This window comes from Marinobacterium rhizophilum DSM 18822, assembly GCF_000378045.1.
GTDB classification, from domain to species: Bacteria; Pseudomonadota; Gammaproteobacteria; order Pseudomonadales; family Balneatricaceae; genus Marinobacterium_A; species Marinobacterium_A rhizophilum.
In genome coordinates this window covers 269,664-284,353 of sequence record NZ_KB899089.1, presented here as the reverse complement: position 1 = coordinate 284,353, position 14,690 = coordinate 269,664, and the positions used below count along the sequence as shown (strand labels likewise).

At 59.8% G+C, this 14,690-nt stretch carries 13 protein-coding genes; 6 read left to right on the top strand and 7 right to left on the bottom strand.

Annotation, left to right across the window (positions count from 1 at the left end; translation table 11 throughout):
• Positions 1 to 3: 3 nt before the first annotated feature.
• Complete coding sequence (gene glyS, locus F451_RS0101310; RefSeq protein WP_020679540.1) at positions 4 to 2,082, bottom strand: glycine--tRNA ligase subunit beta; 2,079 nt, start codon at positions 2,080 to 2,082, stop codon at positions 4 to 6.
• Positions 2,082 to 3,056 carry a glycine--tRNA ligase subunit alpha gene (glyQ, locus tag F451_RS0101305; RefSeq protein ID WP_020679539.1) on the bottom strand — a complete coding sequence of 325 codons (975 nt, stop codon included), beginning with the start codon at positions 3,054 to 3,056 and terminating at the stop codon, positions 2,082 to 2,084. Before glyQ ends, glyS begins: the two co-directional genes overlap by 1 nt.
• A gap of 198 nt (positions 3,057 to 3,254) precedes the next feature.
• On the opposite strand from glyQ, the gene F451_RS0101300 reads away from it, so the two are divergent.
• Positions 3,255 to 4,148 (top strand): lysophospholipid acyltransferase family protein, encoded by an 894-nt coding sequence (locus F451_RS0101300; protein WP_156826328.1) that lies wholly within the window; start codon positions 3,255 to 3,257, stop codon positions 4,146 to 4,148.
• 81 nt (positions 4,149 to 4,229) lie between these two features.
• On the opposite strand, the gene F451_RS0101295 is transcribed toward F451_RS0101300, so the two are convergent.
• The 5 genes from F451_RS0101295 to def form a co-directional block, all read right to left on the bottom strand.
• Positions 4,230 to 5,678 (bottom strand): TrkH family potassium uptake protein, encoded by a 1,449-nt coding sequence (locus F451_RS0101295; protein WP_020679537.1) that lies wholly within the window; start codon positions 5,676 to 5,678, stop codon positions 4,230 to 4,232.
• 14 nt (positions 5,679 to 5,692) lie between these two features.
• Positions 5,693 to 7,069, bottom strand: coding sequence for a Trk system potassium transporter TrkA (gene trkA, locus F451_RS0101290; protein ID WP_020679536.1), 1,377 nt, complete (start codon positions 7,067 to 7,069; stop codon positions 5,693 to 5,695).
• Positions 7,070 to 7,091: 22 nt separating this feature from the next.
• Positions 7,092 to 8,390, bottom strand: a complete 1,299-nt coding sequence (gene rsmB / locus F451_RS0101285; RefSeq protein ID WP_026291411.1) for a 16S rRNA (cytosine(967)-C(5))-methyltransferase RsmB — start codon at positions 8,388 to 8,390, stop codon at positions 7,092 to 7,094.
• Positions 8,387 to 9,340, bottom strand: a complete 954-nt coding sequence (fmt, locus tag F451_RS0101280; protein ID WP_020679534.1) for a methionyl-tRNA formyltransferase — start codon at positions 9,338 to 9,340, stop codon at positions 8,387 to 8,389. Before fmt ends, rsmB begins: the two co-directional genes overlap by 4 nt.
• 75 nt (positions 9,341 to 9,415) lie before the next feature.
• On the bottom strand, positions 9,416 to 9,934 hold the full coding sequence (def, locus tag F451_RS0101275; RefSeq protein ID WP_020679533.1) for a peptide deformylase: 519 nt from the start codon (positions 9,932 to 9,934) through the stop codon (positions 9,416 to 9,418).
• A gap of 159 nt (positions 9,935 to 10,093) precedes the next feature.
• On the opposite strand from def, the gene F451_RS0101270 reads away from it, so the two are divergent.
• Genes F451_RS0101270 through aroE form a run of 5 tightly spaced genes read left to right on the top strand, consistent with a single transcriptional unit; the run spans position 10,094 to position 14,609 of the window.
• Entirely contained in the window at positions 10,094 to 11,128 is a 1,035-nt protein-coding gene (locus F451_RS0101270) for a LysM peptidoglycan-binding domain-containing protein (protein ID WP_020679532.1), read from the top strand.
• A 15-nt stretch (positions 11,129 to 11,143) separates the two neighbouring features.
• On the top strand, positions 11,144 to 12,268 hold the full coding sequence (dprA, locus tag F451_RS0101265; RefSeq protein ID WP_020679531.1) for a DNA-processing protein DprA: 1,125 nt from the start codon (positions 11,144 to 11,146) through the stop codon (positions 12,266 to 12,268).
• A gap of 18 nt (positions 12,269 to 12,286) precedes the next feature.
• The gene (tsaC, locus tag F451_RS0101260; RefSeq protein WP_020679530.1) at positions 12,287 to 12,844 is read left to right on the top strand and encodes an L-threonylcarbamoyladenylate synthase type 1 TsaC; all 558 of its coding nucleotides are present in this window, start codon (positions 12,287 to 12,289) and stop codon (positions 12,842 to 12,844) included.
• A gap of 23 nt (positions 12,845 to 12,867) precedes the next feature.
• A complete protein-coding gene (gene hemF / locus F451_RS0101255) occupies positions 12,868 to 13,785 on the top strand; it encodes an oxygen-dependent coproporphyrinogen oxidase (protein WP_020679529.1) in 918 nt (305 codons plus the stop codon).
• A complete protein-coding gene (aroE, locus tag F451_RS0101250) occupies positions 13,785 to 14,609 on the top strand; it encodes a shikimate dehydrogenase (RefSeq protein WP_020679528.1) in 825 nt (274 codons plus the stop codon). Before hemF ends, aroE begins: the two co-directional genes overlap by 1 nt.
• The last annotated feature ends 81 nt before the right edge of the window (positions 14,610 to 14,690 follow it).

Genomic DNA, 14,690 nt, shown 5'->3' with positions numbered 1-14,690 from the left:
CTATCAGCTGCCGATAAGGGAAATATCCGCGACGCCCAGGAAAAGCCCCCGCAACTGCGATAGCAGTGCAAGCCGGTTGTTGCGCACCGACTCATCATCGGCGTTGACCATCACCTCTTCAAAGAAGCGATCGACCACCGCGTGCAGACCTGCGAGCTGTTCCAGCGCGGTCTGGTAATCACCTCTTTCGAAGACCGGCTGCAGCTCAATCTGCATGGCTTGAACCCGTGAAAAAAGATCCTTCTCTGCCGCTTCCTGCAGCAGGGACTCGGTGACCACCGCGTCGTTGTGTGAGTCCTGCTTGCTGAGAATGTTGCTGACACGCTTGTTGCCCGCCGCCAGTGCATCGGCTTCGGGCAGCGTACGGAAGTAGGCAACGGCGCGTACACGGCGGTCGAAATCCAGCGGACGGGTGGGCCTGAGTGCGTGTACAGCCAGGTAGGTCTCGACGGCGATATCGCGGTCTTCGTACCAGGCGCGCAGGCGATCCAGCATGAAGTCCAGCACCCGCTCTTCGAGACCGTCCCGTGCCGGCAGGCTGGCGTGGCCGTCGGCGGCAACCTTGAGCAACTCGCCCAGGTCCAGATCCAGCTCTTTCTCGACCATGATGCGCAGCACGCCAACCGTCGCGCGGCGCAGTGCGAAGGGATCCTTGGAACCGGTCGGCGGCTGGTTGATGCCGAACAGACCCGTCAGGGTATCCAGCCGGTCGGCGATGGCCACCGCAGCACCGGTCAGGGTTTCGGGCAGCTGGTCACCGGCGAACCTGGGCATGTACTGCTCATTCTGTGCCAGCGCGACTTCCTGTGGCTCGCCATCGTTGAGCGCATAGTGATACCCCATGAGTCCCTGAAGCTCGGGGAACTCAAGTACCATTTCGGTTACCAGGTCGCACTTGGAAAGCTGCGCCGCACGCTGGGCCCATGCAGGACTGCCGCCAATGCGGCTGGCGATATAGCCAGCCAGGTGCGCGACACGCTCTGATTTGGCATGCAGGCTGCCGAGGTCCTTTTGAAACACAATGGAGGCAAGTTTGTCGCAGCGGGATTCCAGGGTCGTCTTCTTGTCGGTCTCGAAGAAGAAGGCCGCATCAGCCAGGCGCGGACGAATCACCTTTTCATTGCCGTCGATGATCTGCTGGGGCTCCTTCGACTGGATATTCGCCACGGTGATGAAGTACGGCATCAACTGCCCTGCTCCATCCAGCAGGTGGAAGTACTTCTGGTTGTCCGCCATGCTGGAAATCAGCGCCTGGGACGGCACGGTCAGGAAACGCTCTTCGAAGCGGCCGGTCAGCGCAACGGGCCACTCGTTGAGGGCGGTGACTTCATCCAGCAGGTCCGGATCGATGACAACTTGGCCACCAATCTTGTCGCCCTCGTGCAGTAGCTGCGTGCGAATGAGCTCGCGGCGCTTGGCAAAGTCCGCGACCACGTATCCCTGCTCGTGCAGAACCTTCTCATAGTCGGCCGGGGCAATGAGCTCGATTTCGTGGTTGTAGTGGAAGCGGTGGCCGCGCGTTTTGCGTCCGGCCTGGAGGCCGATGATATTGCAGTCCAGCACCTCGTCGCCGAACAGCAGTACTGCCCATTTCACCGGACGCACAAATTCGGTACGCGAAGCACCCCAGCGCATGCGCTTGGGAATCGGCAGCTTGTCGAGTGCTTGCGCGATGATGTTCGGCAGCGCGTCGGTGAGTGGCGTCGCAGCAGATGCCTGGCGGAAACACATTTTGCCGTCCATCTCGACCAGCTGATCAACGCTGGTGCCGCACTTGCGGGCAAAGCCCTCCAGCGCCTTGCTGGGAGCGCCGCTGGCGTCAAAGGCGATCCTCGCCGGCGGACCCTGGACGAAGAACTCGCTGGCCGGGACTTCGGTGCACAGCTGTTCTACCAGCAGTGCAAGCCTGCGCGGCGCAGCGAAGGAACGAAACACGGCGGGCTTGAGCAGTTCTGCGGCACCCTGGCCCAGTACCGCTTCGATACCCTTGCGGATTTCGCTTTCCAGCGCCTGGGACAGTTTCAGCAGTGCCTTGGGTGGCAGCTCTTCGGTACCCAGTTCAAACAGGAAATCTTTAATCATCAGTGGGTCTCCTCGGCACAGGCGGCGAGTACTTCGTCACGAATCTCGGGCGCTGCCAGCGGGAAGCCCAGTGCCTTGCGGGCATTGAAATAGGCGGCGGCAACGTCACGGGCCAGCGTGCGCACGCGCAGGATATAGCGCTGGCGTTCCGTTACGGATACCGCGTGGCGGGCATCCAGCAGGTTAAATGTATGGGAGGCCTTGAGCACCTGTTCATAGGCCGGCAACGGCAGTGGTGTTTCCAGCGCCAGCAGCTTGTTGCACTCGCGTTCGTGGAAATCGAAATTGCCAAACAGGGTGTCAACGTCCGCATGCTCGAAGTTGTAGGTCGACTGCTCTACCTCGTTCTGATGGTAGACGTCGCCGTAGGTCACGACACTGCCATCGGGTTGGCGCGCCCAGATGAGGTCGTAGACGCTGTCGACTTCTTGCAGGTACATGGCAATACGCTCGAGCCCGTAGGTAATCTCGCCGGTTACCGGGTAGCACTCCAGACCGCCAGCCTGCTGGAAGTAGGTGAACTGGCTGACTTCCATGCCGTTCAGCCACACTTCCCAGCCCAGTCCCCAGGCGCCAAGCGTTGGGGATTCCCAGTTGTCTTCGACAAAGCGCACGTCATGCACATTGAGATCCAGACCCATGCGCTGCAGGGAGCCGAGGTACAGCTCCTGAAAATTGTCGGGCGAGGGTTTTATAACAACCTGGAACTGGTAGTAGTGCTGCAGGCGGTTGGGGTTTTCGCCATAGCGTCCGTCGGTCGGGCGGCGGCTGGGCTGTACGTACGCCGAGCGCCAGGACTCGGGGCCGATGGAGCGCAGGAAGGTTGCCGGATGGAAGGTGCCTGCACCAACTTCCATATCCAGCGGCTGAATAATGACACAGCCCTGCTCTGCCCAGTATTGCTGCAGAGCCAGGATCAAACCCTGGAAGGTGCTGACGTCTGAGGTCACCTTTTCGGTCACGGAGATCACCATCTTTAATAGTCGGTTGGCCAAAATAAGAGCGAAATTATACACGAAAAGTGCAGTGACCGAGGTGTGCGCTTATCTGAGTGATGGGGAAAAAACCGCACGCCGGTTCCGCAGGGACGAACAGTGCCGGTGTCGCCTCAGTTGGCCCGATATTCGATATACTGTGCGACTCAGGGAACAACGCTGTGGGTGGACATCGCATTGGATAAAGTAAAAGCAGTTTTGGCCATACTGGTTCTCGGCATACTGGCGCTGTTGCCACTCAAGTGGGCGCAGTCCCTGGGTGCCCGGTTTGGCCGCAGCCAGTACAAGAAGCCCAACAGCAAGCTGGCGGCTAACACCCGGCGCAATATTGAGCTTTGCTTTCCCGAGCTCGAGGCGGATAAACGGGAAGAACTGATCATCGCGAGCCTGGCTGAAACCGGTCGCTCGATGGCGGAAATGGGCATGTCCTGGCTATGGTCCCCCGAGCGCAGCCTGAAAAATATCCGCGCTGTGAATGGAGAGGAACTGATTACCGAAACGCTGGCTGCGGGACGGGGCATCATTCTGATTGCCCCTCATCTGGGCAACTGGGAAGTGCTGAACCTTTACCTGTCCAATCGCTATCCCTTTACGGCGATGTACAAGCCACCGCGACTCAAGCTCATGGATGATCTTATCAAGCGGATGCGCGCGCGCCTGGGTTCGCGCATGGCACCGGCCAATGCATCGGGTGTGCGTATGGTAATGAAGGCACTCAAGCGGGCAGAGATGGTCGGTATCCTGCCGGACCAGGAGCCTGACGCGCCCAGTGGTGTTTTTGCGCCCTTCTTCGGCGTGGATGCGCTGACCATGAAACTGTTGCCGCAGCTGGCACGCCAGACCAAAGCCAAGGTCATCTGTGGCTATGCCGAGCGGCTGCCTGATGGCGAGGGGTTCGAGATCTATTTTCGCGAAGCGGAAGCCGGGCTGGATGACAAGGACCTGGAGCAGGCGGCGGCGGCGATGAATCGCTCGGTAGAAGCCTGCGTACGCGCCCTGCCCAGCCAGTATCAGTGGGAATATCGTCGCTTTAGCCAGAGGCCTGAGGGGCAGCCGCGTCGGTACGGATAAACGGGTCCGCCGACACGGCTAAGGGTTTGAAAAGGATCATAACGACGACGGCAGCGCCCCCCGGTTCTGCCGTCGTTTTGTTTAGCGGCGCCAGAAGATGGGGGTAAACAGCACCAGCAGCGTGAATACTTCCAGCCGCCCCAGTAGCATGGCGAAACACAGGATCCATTTAGCGGTATCGTTCAGATTGCCAAAATGAACAGAGACATCCCCCAGTCCCGGACCCAGGTTGTTCAGCGTGGCGCCCACTGCGGACCAGGCCGTGACCTGATCAAGCCCCGTGCCCAGCAGGGCAATCAGCATGATCACGAATACCAGCATGTACACCGAAAAGAATCCCCATACCGCCTCCAGTACACGGTCCGAGATCGGCCGGTTACCGATCTTGACCGAGATGATCGCGTTAGGGTGTACCAGGCGTTTTATTTCGCGGTATCCCTGCTTCAGGATCAGCAGGATGCGGATGACCTTCATGCCACCGCCGGTGGAGGCGGCACAGCCGCCGGCGAAGGCGGTCACGAACAACAGAAACGGCAGCATCACGGGCCAGTTGGCGAAGTCGGCGGTGGAAAAGCCGGTGGTCGTGGCGATGGAGACCACCATGAAGACGGACCGGCGCAGGGCTTCGTTGACGGGGTAGGTCTGCGTCAGCGCCAGAATCATGAAGGCAATGAGCGCGGTGATGCCGAGCAGCGACAGGTAGAAGCGAAACTCGGGGTCCTGGAAATAGTGGCTGAGCGAGCGCTGGCGCCAGGCGAAAAAATGCAGCCCGAAATTGACCCCCGAGACGAGCATGAAAAAGATCGCGATGGACTCGATAATGGGGCTATCGAAGTAGCCGATGCTGGCATCGTGGGTCGAGAAGCCGCCGATGGCGACAGTCGAAAAGCTGTGGGCGATGGCATCAAATGCCGTCATGCCCGCCAGCCAGTAACCCAGCGCGCACACTACGGTCAGTGACAGGTAGATATACCAGAGCGCCTTGGCGGTTTCCGTAATGCGTGGTGTCAACTTGGAGTCTTTCACCGGTCCAGGCGTCTCGGCCCGATACAGCTGCATGCCGCCGATACCCAGCATCGGCAGTATCGCCACGGCCAGCACGATGATCCCCATGCCGCCAAGCCACTGCAACTGTTGACGGTAAAGCAGGATTGACGGCGGCAGCCAGTCGATTCCCGTCATGACCGTGGCACCGGTGGTGGTGAGTCCCGATACCGATTCAAACACCGCATCCACCACGCGCAGATGCGGGTAATCGGCCAGCATTAATGGTACGGCGCCGAACAGCCCCAGTACGGTCCAGAACAGGACGGTGATCAGGAATCCGTCGCGGGTGCGCAAATCCTCCCGCACACGGTATACCGGCAGCCAGAGGAAGACGCCGGTCAGCAGGGTAATTGCGAAGCCCGCCAGGAAGGCTTGATGGGCGCCATCCTCGTAGATGAAGGACACCAGCAGTGCCGGCAACATGGTGATGCTGAATATCATCAGCAGGATGCCAAGAATTTTTAGAATGACTCTATAGCGCATAGCGTGGCAGCCGCTCAGAAAAAGGCGAGACCAACCTGGAACAGACGCTCAACATCGCGAATGCGGCGTTTGTCTACCAGAAACAGGACAACGTGGTCGCCATTCTCGATCACGACATCATCGTGGGCGATAAGAACCTCGTCGTTACGGATTATGGCGCCGATGGTCGTACCGGGCGGCAGGTCTATGTCTTCAATCGCCCGCCCCACAACCTTGGAGCTGCGCCTGTCACCATGGGCAACCGCCTCTATTGCTTCCGCGGCCCCGCGGCGCAATGAGTGCACGGCGGCGACATCGCCGCGCCGGACATGGGTCAGCAGCGCGCTGATGGTGGTTTGCTGTGGTGATATGGCAATGTCGATGACACCGCCCTGCACCAGGTCTACATAGGCAGGGTTGTTGATCAGCGTCATGACGGTACGTGCGCCAAGCCGCTTGGCCAGCATCGAGGCCATGATATTGGCCTCGTCATCGTTGGTCAGTGCCAGGAAAACATCGGTGTCCTCGATATTTTCCTCGATCAGAAGGTCGCGGTCCGAGGCACTGCCGTGCAGCACGATGGTGTTGTCGAGGGTCTTGGCCAGGGCGTTGCAGCGCTGGATGTTGCGCTCGATGATTTTGACCTGGCACTGGTTTTCGATATTGGCGGCCAGGCGGGCCCCGATGTTGCCGCCGCCTGCAATGATGAGCCGCTTGTACGGGTTGTCGAGTCGGCGCAATTCGCTCATCACGGCGCGAATGTCACGCTGGGCGGCGATAAAAAACACCTCGTCGTCGGCCTCGATGATCGTATTGCCCTGCGGGATGATCGGCCTGTCCTGGCGAAAAATGGCTGCCACGCGGGTATCTACGGCGGGCATGTGGGTGCGCAGGTAGGATATTTCGCGACCGACCAGCGGACCGCCATAATAGGCTTTTACCGCGACCAGCTGGGCCTGCCCCTGGGCAAAGTCCAGCACCTGCAGCGCACCGGGGTGCTGGATCAGTCGCTGTATATGCTGCGTAACCAGCTGCTCCGGGCTGATGAGCACATCCACCGGAATGGCCTGATTCTTGAAAATCTCGCCTTCCTTGCGCAGGTAATCGTGCTCACGCACCCGGGCAATCTTGGTCGGGGTGCTGAACAGGGTGTGCGCCAGCTGGCAGGCGATCATGTTGACCTCGTCACTGTTGGTGACGGCGATCAGCATGTCCGCATCCTTGGCTCCCGCGCGCTCGAGCACGCTGGGGTACGAGGCCTTGCCTTCAATGGTCCGGATATCCAGCCGATCCTGCAGTTCGCGCAGACGTGCGCTGTCAGTATCGACCACGGTGATGTCATTGGCTTCAATGGCAAGGTTTTCTGCCAGGGTGCCGCCAACCTGGCCGGCTCCCATCAGTATGATTTTCATAGGTCAGTGGGGCCTGCCCTGATTAGTTGGCGGGTTTTTCAAGTAAAGCGTAGTAAAAACCGTCGTGCCCATCCTGCTGCGGGAACAGTTGGCGCCCTAGCGGCCTCGCATGCCCCCAGTTCGCGTCGATGGGCAGATGCAGCGCATCGGGCTGTGTCTTGATGAACCGGGCCAGCACGCGCTCGTTTTCCTGTGGGAAAATCGAGCAGGTTGCGTACAGCAGCTTGCCGCCGGGGCTGAGCATTTTCCAGCAATTTTGCAGAATGCTCAGCTGCAGGTCGGCCAGTCGCTTAATGTCTTCGTTGCGGCGCAGGTACTTGATATCCGGATGACGCCGAATAACGCCGGTCGCGCTGCAGGGGGCATCGATAAGGATGCGGTCGTAGCTTTGCCCGTCCCACCAGCTGTCGCTGGACGCATCGCCCAGGGTGACGGTGCAGCTCAGTTTCAGGCGCTGCAGGTTCTGCTGAATACGCTCGGCGCGCCGGGCGTCCAGTTCCAGCGCTTCCACGGCGCCAAGGTCGGGCTCGTGCTCCAGCAGGTGGCACAGCTTGCCGCCGGGGGCCGCGCAGGCGTCCAGTACCCGCTGGCCGGGCTTGAGATCGAGCAAGGCGGCGGATAACTGGGCGGCTTCATCCTGCACGCTGACCAGGCCTTCGTTAAAACCTGGCAGTTCGGTTACGTCGCAGGCCTGGGACAGGTAAATGGCGGTTTCTGCGAAAGCACCGGGCGTCGCGTCGATGCCGGCAATATAGAGCTGCTCAAGGTAGGCTTCGCGTGTGCTTTGCCGTGTATTGAGGCGCAGGGTCATGGGCGCAGGCTGGTCGTTGGCCAGCATGATCTGAGGCCAGCAGTCGGGCCAGTTCTGTTGCAGCTTGCCGATCATCCAGTCGGGGTGGTTGTACTGCAGGCGCGGGTTGTCACCCAGGGTTTCCATGATGCTGTCGCGCTCACGCTGAAAGCGGCGCAAAACGGCGTTGACCAGGCCGCGAGCCCAGTCCTTGTTCAGCTCTTTGGTCGCATCAACGGTTTCGCTGATGGCGGCATGGTCGGCAATGCGGGTCTGGTCGAGCTGATACAGCCCGAGCAGTACCAGTGCCTGCAGGTCTGCATCCTTGTCGCGAAACGGCTTTTGCAGCAGGTGATCGGCAATCAGTGAGAGCCTGGGCTCAAAGCGCATGGTGCCATAGCAGAGCTGTTGCAACAGCGCGCGGTCCCTGGGAACGCAGGTGTATAGCGAGGTTGGAAGTGTTGCGCTGAGAGAGCCGCGATGCAATAGCAGGGGGGTCAGTGTCTGGGCGGCCAGTGTTCTAAGGTTCATGCGGCTCCAAGCCTCGTGCCCAGGCTGAAGGTGTCACGCCTGGAATTCATAATGTCTGTGCTGTTGAGCGGCGTTCCGCCGGGCAATTGCAGTCGGGTAATACGCAGTACACCCTGCCCGCAGGCAATGCTGATACCGTCTTTGTCTGCCGCAATCACTGTGCCGGGGGCGGCATCGCTCTGGCTGTGCAGCGACTCGGCTTCCCAGATGCGCAGGGTTGTTCCAGCCAGCTGGGTAAAGGCAACCGGCCAGGGTGACAGGCCTCGTACCTGGCGCGCCAGGTAGTCGGCGCTGCGCTGCCAGTCGATGTTGCCTTCCTGCTTTTCGAGCTTGTGGGCGTAACAGGCCTGGCTGTTGTCCTGGGCCTCTGGCCTGATGCTGCCATCCTGGATGGCCGTCAGGCTTTGTAACAGGGTGCTGGCACCCAGCGCCGCCAAGCGGTCATGCAGCACGCCACTGTTGTCGTCCGGCAGAATCGGACACGTCGCCTTGAGCAGCATGTCGCCGGTATCCAGGCCCACGTCCATTTGCATGATGGTAATACCGGTTTCGCTGTCGCCGGCTAGCAGAGCGCGGTGTATGGGCGCCGCTCCGCGCCAGCGCGGCAACAGGGATGCGTGCACGTTGATGCAGCCAAGTCGCGGAGTTTCCAGTACGACCTTGGGTAACAGTAGACCATAGGCCGCCACAATCATCAGGTCGGGCTTGAGCGCAGCCAGCTCTTGCTGAGCATCGGCATCCTTGAGCGAAAGTGGCTGGTAAACCTCGATACCCTGCTCCAGTGCAAGTTTCTTGACGGGGCTCGGGGTCAGTTTGCGGCCCCGACCTGCGGGGCGGTCGGGCTGAGTATAGACGGCGATGACATTATGGTGGGTTTCAAACAGGGCCTTCAGGCTGGCTGCGGCAAAGTCGGGTGTGCCGGCGAAGACAATTCTCAGCGGCTCGGGCATCAGGAGGCTCCATTGTGAAATCGATTTGCAGGGGGCTGCTGCCCGCCTGCAAGTCTTGCGAAGACCAGGGCCGAATCAAACCGGCTGGTTTTCTTCCAGGCGATGTTTCTTTTCGAGCTTGCCGCGAATGCGGGTACGCTTGAGCGGCGACAGGTAGTCGACAAACAGCTTGCCATCGAGGTGATCGATTTCATGCTGAATGCAGACGGCCAGCAGGTCCCGTGCTTCGAAATCGAGGGCGTTGCCGTCGCGATCGAGCGCCTTGACGCGAATGTGATTGGGTCTTTCGACGTTTTCATAGAAGCCGGGGACCGACAGGCAGCCTTCCTGCATGCGCTCCAGCTCCTTGTCGAGGACTTCAAAGGTTGGATTAATCAGCACCAGAGGATCGTCATTGTCTTCGGAGATATCGATGGTGATGATGCGCTGATGCACATTGACCTGTGTCGCGGCCAGACCAATGCCCGGTGCGTCGTACATGGTTTCGAACATATCGTCGATCAATTGACGAGTATTCTCAGTAACCGTTTCGACGGATTCTGCTATGGTACGCAGACGCGGGTCCGGAAATTCGAGGATCGGTAGTTTTGCCATGAGGTCCGATAATTACTAGGGTTCAAAGTGAGCCGTGGATGGCGAAATTCAGCTATCAGCCTATTATACTGATATCGCTGCTTATTGCATTGCGCCTGACGTCATCGGCCATACCGGCAAAGCGACGGTTCTGAGGTAGTTCTAACAAGGGATTTGGGTATGAAGAAACTGTTCTGCGGGCTACTCACCTGTCTGCTGCTGCTCACCGTATCGGTTGCCAATGCCGAAGTGCGAAAAGACAGAATCCAGCTGCGAGAGGATCATCCGACCGAGTACGTCGTTGTCAAAGGCGACACGCTGTGGGATATCTCCGGTCGCTTTCTGCAACATCCATGGCAATGGCCGGATGTATGGGAAGTAAATCCGCAGATCTACAACCCCCACCTTATTTATCCCGGCGACATCATCTATCTGAGCTGGGTGAACGGCCAGCCGCGCCTGTCGATGCGACCGGGTGTTGCCAGACTGAGCCCCAAGGCACGGGTTTCGCCGCTGGATGATGCGATACCCGCGATTCCGCTGAAAGACATTATTGCCTTCCTGTCGGACCACCTGGTGGCCGATGAGGATCTGCTGAACAATGCCCCCTACGTGGTGGGTGGTCGCAACAACCGGATTATCGCTGGCGCGGGTGATCGCGTTTATGCCCGCGGCGAGCTGAAATCCGATGAGCGGCTGCAGGCGGTGTACCGCCCGGCGACCCAGTACCTTGACCCTGTGACCGGTGAGTTCCTGGGCTATGAAATGCTCAAGATCGCCGACACCTCTATCCCCGCCAAGGATAAAGACGTCATTACGCTGGACCTGAGCAAAACGCGCGAAGAGGTGCGGCTGCTGGATCGGGTTCTGCCGATTGAGGAAACCCCCATTCAGTCGCTGTTTCAGCCCTCGGCCGTGCCTGAGGGCACTGAAGGCCTGATCCTGTCGGTGCTGGGTGGTGTTGCCAAGATTGGCCAGTACAATGCCGTTGCCGTCAATGTCGGTGCAAGGGACTCGGTGGAGCCCGGCAACGTCATGTCTATCTACCGCACCGGCGAGAACGTCAGGGATCCGGTTACCGGCGAGCGTATTGCGCTGCCGGATGAGCGTGCCGGCCTGCTGATGCTGTTCAAGGTTTTCGAAAAGGTCAGCTACGGCCTGGTACTGAACGCGTCCAACGTCATGTCGGTGGGCGACAAGGTGTTTGAACCCTGATTTAGGAATAACCCAATGGGCAGCAATCCAAGGGACTGGATTGCTGCAAGCCTCCTGCCCGGAGTGGGCGCGGTCGGACTCAAAAGGCTTGCGGTAGCCGGCGTTTCCCCTTCCAGACTCTTCCTGCACGATCCTGCTGCGTTGCGCCTTGTCAGTGCGCGCACGACCACGCTCAGGACCATTGAATCCATTGAGCACGGCCGTGGTGCTGAGTTTGAGCGTCTGCAACGTTGTCTGGCATGGCTTGACGCCAGTGACGTCTGCTGCCTTACGCCCGACCTTGACCAATACCCCGCCCTGCTGCTCGAAATCCCGGACCCACCGGCGTTATTGTTCGTGCGCGGCAATGCCGATTGCCTGTCCCTGCCGCAAATGGCTCTGGTCGGCAGCCGCCATGCCAGCCGTTCCGGTGTGGCCAATGCCTACAGGTTCAGTGCCGCGTTAAGCGAAGCCGGCATGGTGGTTACCAGCGGCCTGGCGCTGGGCATCGATGGCGCCGCGCACCAGGGGGCGGTCGATCGCGAGGGCGCCAGCATCGCCGTGTTCGGTACCGGGCTGGATGAGGTGTATCCCAGGCGCCACGCCGCCCTGGCGCAGCGTCTCCTTGAGACCGGCGGTGCCTGGGTGTCTGAATTCCTGCCCGGCAGTCCGCCCCTGCCGGCCAATTTTCCCAAGCGTAACCGTATTATCAGTGGTCTCAGTGCCGGCGTGCTGGTGATTGAGGCGGCCCCTCGCAGCGGCTCCCTCATCACCGCCCGCATGGCGCTTGAGCAGGGACGCGAGGTTTTTGCGCTTCCCGGCAGTATTCAGAATCCCGCCGCCCACGGCTGTCATCAGTTGATCCGTGAAGGTGCGGTGCTGGTTGAGACCGTCACGCATGTACTGGAACCCCTGGGGGCGCTGCTTGGATTTTACGCCGCCCAGAGCAGTGCGCCTGAGCGGGTTCCCGCCCCGGCGCTGCCCGAGGCGGAAGCGCAATTGCTGGAAAAAATGGGGTATGATATCGCCGACATTGACCAGCTCGTGGCTCTGACCGGCCTGCTAACGCCGCAGTTAATGCCGCTACTGGTTTCTCTGGAATTGAAAGGTGTCATCGAGCCCGTACCGGGGGGCTACCTCCGCTGCTCGTCTGATACGTAAATCGCTCAGGTAGGACTCATGAACAACTGGCACCTGAATCAGGCGCTGCGTGCACTGCATGGTGGTGGTGTTATCGCTTACCCGACCGAAGCGGTCTGGGGACTGGGGTGTGATCCGTTCAATGCCGCAGCGATTGAACGACTGCTTGAACTTAAGCGGCGTCCGATGCACAAAGGACTGATCCTGGTGGCCGCTGACATGGGCCAGATCAGGCCGTTGTTGCAGGGGCTGTCAAGTGAGCAGCTGGCGCGGCTTGAAGCGAGCTGGCCGGGGCCTGTGACCTGGTTAATTCCAGATCCAAAAGGCTGGGCGCCTGAAGGGGTTCGCGGCCGGCACGCCAGTGTTGCGGTACGGGTCAGTGCCCATCCTGTTGTTCAAGCTCTTTGTGCATCCTTCGGTGGGCCCATTGTGTCTACCTCGGCAAATCGCAGTACCTCAGCACCGGCACGCTCAAAACTGAAAGTGAATACCTACTTCGGCTCGAGCCTCGATTATGTGGTGCCGGGCTCGCTGGGAAATCTAGGGCGGCCAACGCAGATTTGTGATCTTGGCAGCAATCAATTAATTAGAAAGTAAGTAGTTACTTACATGGTGGCCGGATGAACCAACCCGATATTATGGCGGTAAAGGCTTATTTGCTGGAACTGCAGGATCTGATCTGCTCTTCGCTGGAAATCGCCGACGGTCAGCAACGCTTTCAGACCGACAACTGGGTACGTGAAGCCGGTGGCGGCGGCCGTACGCGGGTACTGAATAACGGTGCCCTTTTCGAACAGGGCGGCGTCAACTTTTCCCACGTTCACGGCGACCAATTGCCCCCCTCCGCTACCGCACACCGCCCGGAGTTGGCGGGACGCACGTTCCAGGCATTGGGTGTTTCGCTGGTGCTGCATCCCCATAATCCCCATATACCGACCTCCCATGCCAATGTGCGCTTCTTCCTGGCCGAGAAGGAAGGCGAAGAACCGGTGTGGTGGTTTGGAGGTGGTTTCGATCTGACACCCTATTACGGTTATGACGAGGACTGCCAGCACTGGCACCAGGTGGCAAAAAAAGCCTGTGATCCCTTTGGACCCGAGTTTTACCCCCGTTTCAAGACCTGGTGTGACGACTATTTCTACATCAAGCACCGCAAAGAACCGCGGGGTATAGGCGGCCTGTTTTTTGACGATCTGAACGAGCTGGGTTTTGAGCAAAGCTTTGCGCTCATGCGTTCCATTGGTGATGCCTTCCTGCCCGCGTATGTGCCGATCATCGAGAAACGCCGTGATATCGAATATGGCGAACGGGAGCGTGACTTTCAGCTGCATCGCCGAGGCCGTTACGTGGAGTTCAACCTGGTGTATGACCGCGGTACCCTGTTTGGCCTGCAGTCGGGCGGGCGTACCGAGTCGATCCTGATGTCGCTGCCGCCTGAAGTACGGTGGGGTTACGACTGGAAGCCCGAGCCTGGCAGCGCAGAAGCGCGCCTGTATGAGCGCTACCTCAAGCCGCACGATTGGCTGGAGGTCGAGTGATGGATCGGTACGCGGTGTTCGGCAATCCTATTTCCCACAGCAAATCGCCCCAGATTCACCGTCGCTTCGCCAGCCAGTGCGGGCAGGAGCTGACCTATGATGCCGTGCTGGTACCGGAAGACGGCTTTGACGTGGCGGTAAATGATTTTTTTGCCCGCGGCGGCAAGGGACTCAATATAACGGTGCCGTTCAAGCAGCAGGCCTGGGCGCTGGCGCAGTGGCGCAGCCCGGCAGCGGAACTGGCCGGCGCGGTCAATACGCTGTATCGCGATGACCAGGGGCGGCTGTGTGGTGACAATACCGACGGCATCGGCATGGTGCGGGATATTGTCAAAAATCATGGCGGCACGGTGCGCGGCGCAAGGGTGTTGTTGCTCGGCGCGGGCGGGGCCGCCCGGGGCGTTATACAGCCGTTGCTCGAGCAGCAGCCGCAGCAGTTGGTGATCGCCAACCGCACGCCGGCCAGGGCGGCTGAGCTGGCGGAATTATTTGCTGATCTTGGGCCCGTGCGGGGGTGTGGCTATTCGGATCTTGAGGGCCAGTCCTTTGATCTGATTATTAATGGCACTGCCGCCAGCCTGCAGGGAGAAGTGCCACCGCTGCCCGCCGGGGTGTTGGCACCGCAGGGCTGGTGTTATGACATGATGTACAGCGCGGAGGTTACGGCCTTTGGTCGCTGGGCCCAGCAGCAGGGCGCCGCCATGGTACTCGATGGACTGGGCATGCTGGTGGAGCAGGCCGCGGAGTCATTTCGCATCTGGCGCGGTGTAGCGCCGGCTACCCAGAGCCTGGTCGACGCCATACGCGGTAGCTTAACTGATTGATTGAAAAACGATAAGCGCGGCATGGATGCATGCCCGTCACCTTGCAAGCCGACCCCGCCGGAAGGTATAACAACTAGAAAT

What these genes read in the sequence shown, in the direction of transcription:
- tsaC (WP_020679530.1), top strand. Translation starts at nt 12,287, where the DNA reads ATGAACAACTGGCACCTGAATCAGGCGCTGCGTGCACTGCATGGTGGT.
- aroE (WP_020679528.1), top strand. Translation starts at nt 13,785, where the DNA reads ATGGATCGGTACGCGGTGTTCGGCAATCCTATTTCCCACAGCAAATCG.
- dprA (WP_020679531.1), top strand. Translation starts at nt 11,144, where the DNA reads ATGGGCAGCAATCCAAGGGACTGGATTGCTGCAAGCCTCCTGCCCGGA.
- glyQ (WP_020679539.1), bottom strand. Translation starts at nt 3,056, where the DNA reads ATGGTGATCTCCGTGACCGAAAAGGTGACCTCAGACGTCAGCACCTTC.
- F451_RS0101295 (WP_020679537.1), bottom strand. Translation starts at nt 5,678, where the DNA reads ATGCGCTATAGAGTCATTCTAAAAATTCTTGGCATCCTGCTGATGATA.
- fmt (WP_020679534.1), bottom strand. Translation starts at nt 9,340, where the DNA reads ATGCCCGAGCCGCTGAGAATTGTCTTCGCCGGCACACCCGACTTTGCC.
- F451_RS0101270 (WP_020679532.1), top strand. Translation starts at nt 10,094, where the DNA reads ATGAAGAAACTGTTCTGCGGGCTACTCACCTGTCTGCTGCTGCTCACC.
- hemF (WP_020679529.1), top strand. Translation starts at nt 12,868, where the DNA reads ATGAACCAACCCGATATTATGGCGGTAAAGGCTTATTTGCTGGAACTG.
- rsmB (WP_026291411.1), bottom strand. Translation starts at nt 8,390, where the DNA reads ATGAACCTTAGAACACTGGCCGCCCAGACACTGACCCCCCTGCTATTG.
- trkA (WP_020679536.1), bottom strand. Translation starts at nt 7,069, where the DNA reads ATGAAAATCATACTGATGGGAGCCGGCCAGGTTGGCGGCACCCTGGCA.
- def (WP_020679533.1), bottom strand. Translation starts at nt 9,934, where the DNA reads ATGGCAAAACTACCGATCCTCGAATTTCCGGACCCGCGTCTGCGTACC.
- glyS (WP_020679540.1), bottom strand. Translation starts at nt 2,082, where the DNA reads ATGATTAAAGATTTCCTGTTTGAACTGGGTACCGAAGAGCTGCCACCC.